This window comes from Streptomyces sp. NPDC005899, assembly GCF_040629645.1.
In the GTDB taxonomy this organism is placed as follows: Bacteria; Actinomycetota; Actinomycetes; order Streptomycetales; family Streptomycetaceae; genus Streptomyces.
In genome coordinates this window covers 1-3,575 of the sequence record NZ_JBEXWB010000492.1, presented here as the reverse complement: position 1 = coordinate 3,575, position 3,575 = coordinate 1, and the positions used below count along the sequence as shown (strand labels likewise).

Annotated in this window: 4 protein-coding genes; 3 read left to right on the top strand and 1 reads right to left on the bottom strand. The window is 72.8% G+C overall.

The window, feature by feature from the left end:
- Positions 1-310 (top strand): hypothetical protein (locus ABZ371_RS30385; protein WP_358685651.1); only part of this gene is annotated, 310 nt, incomplete at its 5' end.
- Positions 311-351: 41 nt separating this feature from the next.
- Here ABZ371_RS30385 and ABZ371_RS30380 read toward each other — a convergent pair.
- Positions 352-1,413 (bottom strand): ATP-dependent DNA ligase, encoded by a 1,062-nt coding sequence (locus ABZ371_RS30380; protein WP_358685649.1) that lies wholly within the window; start codon positions 1,411-1,413, stop codon positions 352-354.
- Positions 1,414-1,507: 94 nt separating this feature from the next.
- Between ABZ371_RS30380 and ligD the strand changes: the two genes are divergently transcribed.
- Together ligD and ABZ371_RS30370 are read left to right on the top strand one after the other, a co-directional pair.
- The gene (gene ligD / locus ABZ371_RS30375; RefSeq protein ID WP_358685654.1) at positions 1,508-2,515 is read left to right on the top strand and encodes a non-homologous end-joining DNA ligase; all 1,008 of its coding nucleotides are present in this window, start codon (positions 1,508-1,510) and stop codon (positions 2,513-2,515) included.
- Positions 2,512-3,575 (top strand): ABC transporter permease (locus ABZ371_RS30370; protein WP_358685647.1); only part of this gene is annotated, 1,064 nt, incomplete at its 3' end. The genes ligD and ABZ371_RS30370, both read left to right, overlap by 4 nt.

Sequence of the window (3,575 nt, the reverse complement as noted above, 5' to 3'; positions counted from 1 at the left end):
GCGCCCCTCCACCTCACCCACCCCCACCCCCACCCCGTCGGCGTCCGGCAGCCCGGACCCGGGCGGCTCGGCGACCCCCACGGACCCCACGCCCGATTCCACCGGCACCGGCACCCCGGACCCGACGCCCACCCCCGGCCCCACCGGGACATCGGACCCGACACCCGAGCCCACCGCGACCCCTGAACCCACCACCACACCCGAGCCCACCGCGACCCCGGGCCCCACCGCGACCCCTGAGCCCACCGCGACCCCGGACCCCACCACGACGCCCGACCCGGATCCCGGCACCTCCGGCCCGTCCGCCTGAGGCCGCCCCCCCCCGTCGTCCCACGGCACGGGGCGGCGGGGTCAGGCGGGGCCGAGCACCTCGGACAGGTCGTACCGCACCACTTCCTCCAGCTGCGCGTACGTGCAGCCGGAGGGGGTGCGGTCCGGCCGCCACCGCCGGAACTGCGTGGTGTGACGGAACCGGTCGCCCTCCATGTGGTCGTACGCGACCTCGCAGACGCGCTCCGGCCGCAGTGCCACCCAGGACAGGTCCTTCCTGCCCGACCAGCGGCTCGGTGCGCCGGGCAGCCGTGCGCCCTCGTGCGCCGCCGCCTCGGCCCACGACGCCCACGGATGTTCCGCCGGCTCGATGCGCAAGGGGTCCAGTTCCGCAAGCAGTTCGGCACGGCGCTTCATGGAGAAGGCGGCGCACACGCCGACGTGCCGCAGTGCTCCGCCGGAGTCGTACAGGCCCAGGAGCAGCGAGCCGACGACCGGGCCGCTCTTGTGGAAGCGGTAGCCCGCCACCACGCAGTCGGCGGTCCGCTCGTGCTTGATCTTGTACATCGCGCGCACGTCCGGCCGGTAGGGCAGACCGAGCGGCTTGGCGACCACGCCGTCCAGCCCGGCGCCCTCGTAGCGCTCGAACCAGTCACGCGCGACGGCGGGGTCCGTGGTGGCCGGGGCCAGATGGACGGGAGCCGACACCCCGGCCAGCGCCCTCTCCAGGGCCGCGCGCCGTTCGCTCTGCGGGGTGGCGAGCAGGGAGGTGTCGTCCAGCGCGAGGACGTCGAAGGCGACGAAGCCGGCCGGGGTCCGCTCGGCCAGCAGCCGCACCCGGGAGTCCGCCGGATGGATGCGCTCGCTCAGCCGGTCGAAGTCGAGACGGCCGTCGTGCGCCACCACGATCTCGCCGTCGATCACACAGCGCGCCGGCAGGTTGTCCCGCAGCGCCGTGACCAGCTCCGGGAAGTAGCGGGTGAGCGGCTTCCCCGTCCGGCTGCCGATCACCACCTCGTCGCCGTCGCGGTGCACGATCGCCCGGAAACCGTCCCATTTGGCCTCGTACTGCATGCCGGGCGGGATGTGCTTCACGGACTTGGCGAGCATCGGTTTCACAGGAGGCATCACCGGCAGATCCATGGCCCGATTCTCACGCACCCCCGGTCGCACGTCTTCCGATATGCGGCATATGTGGGCCCGGCCTACGGTGTCCGACATGGGAGCAGGAACAGCGATGGAGCTGGACGCGGACGGACGGCCCGTACGGCTGTCCAACCCGGACAAGGTGTACTTCCCCGAGAAGGGCTACACCAAGAGAGACGTGGCCGAGTACTTCCTCGCCGTGGGGCCCGGCATCCTGCGCGCCCTGCGCGAACGGCCCACCACCCTGCAGCGCTTCGTGGACGGCGTCGCGGGTGAGTTCTTCTACCAGAAGAGGGCGCCGAAGAACCTCCCCGACTGGACGCCCACCGCCCGCATCGAGTTCCCCAGCGGCCGGCACGCCGACGAGATGTGCCCCACCGAGCTCGGAGCCGTCCTCTGGGCGGCCAACCTCGGCACCCTGACCTTCCACCCCTGGCCGGTGCGCCGCGCCGACACCGAGCACCCCGACGAACTGCGCATCGACCTCGACCCGCAGCCCGGAACCGGCTACGCCGACGCCGTGCGGGCCGCCCACGAGCTGCGCTCGGTCCTGGCGGACAACGGGCTGCGCGGCTGGCCGAAGACCTCGGGCGGCCGGGGCATCCACGTGTTCGTCCCCCTGGTGCCCGAGTGGACCTTCACCCAGGTCCGCCGGGCCGCGATCGCGGCGGGACGGGAGCTCGAGCGCCGGATGCCGGAGCGGGTGACCACCGCGTGGTGGAAGGAGGAGCGCGGCGAGCGGATCTTCGTGGACTACAACCAGACCGCCCGTGACCGCACCATCGCCTCCGCCTACTCCGTCCGCCCCTTCCCGCACGCCCCGGTCTCCGCGCCCCTGCGCTGGGAGGAGGTCGACGACGCCGAACCACAGGACTTCGACCTCCGCTCGATGCCCGCGCGGTACGCGGACGTGGGCGACCTCCACGCCGACATGGACGAGCACGCCTTCCGGCTCGACCGACTGCTGGAGCTGGCCACCCGCGACGAGCACGAGCACAAGCTCGGGGACCTGCCCTACCCTCCGGAGTACCCCAAGATGCCCGGGGAGCCGAAGCGGGTGCAGCCCAGCCGGGCCCGGCACGACGGGGGCGGCACATGAGCGCCGGCGACGGGGGCGGACCTCCCTCCCACGGCGCCCACGGCAGGCCCCCGACCCGGGCCGAGAAGTGGGCGTCGTACAAGCAGTCGCCGTACGTCCCCGCGATCGTGCTGACGTTCATCCTCGCCGCCGCGGCCGGCCTGTTCGCCGGTTCGTACACCTACACGATGGCCGATCCGACCCCGCGCAGCATCCCGGCCGCGGTGGTCGACGGCGTCGGGGCCGAGGGAGGCGCGAGGTTCGTCGCCGGGATGGAGGACGCCCTGGGCGCCTCCCTCCACCTGCGCCCGTACGCGACCCGGGCGAAGGCGCGCCAGGCCATGGAGGAGCAGAAGGTCTTCGTGACCCTGCGGCCGGGCCGGCGCGGGGTGGACATGGACATCGCCGGAGCCGGTGGGGCCACGGTCGCCCAACTGCTCGCCGAGACCGGAGCGAAGGTCGCGAAGGCCACCGGCGTGGCCGTCACGATCACGGACGTCAAGCCGCAGCAGGAAGGCGACCCCCGTGGCCTGGCGCTCTTCTACATCTCACTCGCCGCCGTCATCATCGGCTTCGTCGGGGCGATCCAGCTCAGCGTGCACGCGCGCGCGCTGAACCCGCTCGAACGCATCCTCTTCACCGTCGCCTACTCCCTGCTCGGCGGTTTCGCCATCGCGGCGGTGGTGGACTGGTGGCTGGGCGCGCTGGACCTGCCGTTCGTCGAGTCCTGGCTGATCCTGGCGCTCACGATGTTCGCCTCGGGCATGGTCTTCACCATGTTCAACACCATCATGGGTCGTTGGGCGATGCTTCCGACCTGGGGGCTGATGGTGCTCCTGGGGAACCCGTCCTCGGGTGGCGCGGTGTCCTGGCCCCTCCTGCCGTCCGTCCTCGGGCACATCGGCCGCTGGCTGCCGCCGGGGGCCTCGGTCAACGCGCAGCACACGGCCGTCTACTACCAGGACCACCAGTACGCCTTCCCCTTCCTGGTGCTGGCGGGCTGGGCCCTGGTGTCCTGCACGGTCTTCTGGGTGTGGCGCCACCGGCACCCGGGCGGCCGCGGCCGCGTGCCGGAGCACGC

Bases quoted from the DNA above. Each gene is read 5' to 3' on its own strand.
- ABZ371_RS30380 (WP_358685649.1), bottom strand. From the start codon at position 1,413: ATGGATCTGCCGGTGATGCCTCCTGTGAAACCGATGCTCGCCAAGTCC.
- ligD (WP_358685654.1), top strand. From the start codon at position 1,508: ATGGAGCTGGACGCGGACGGACGGCCCGTACGGCTGTCCAACCCGGAC.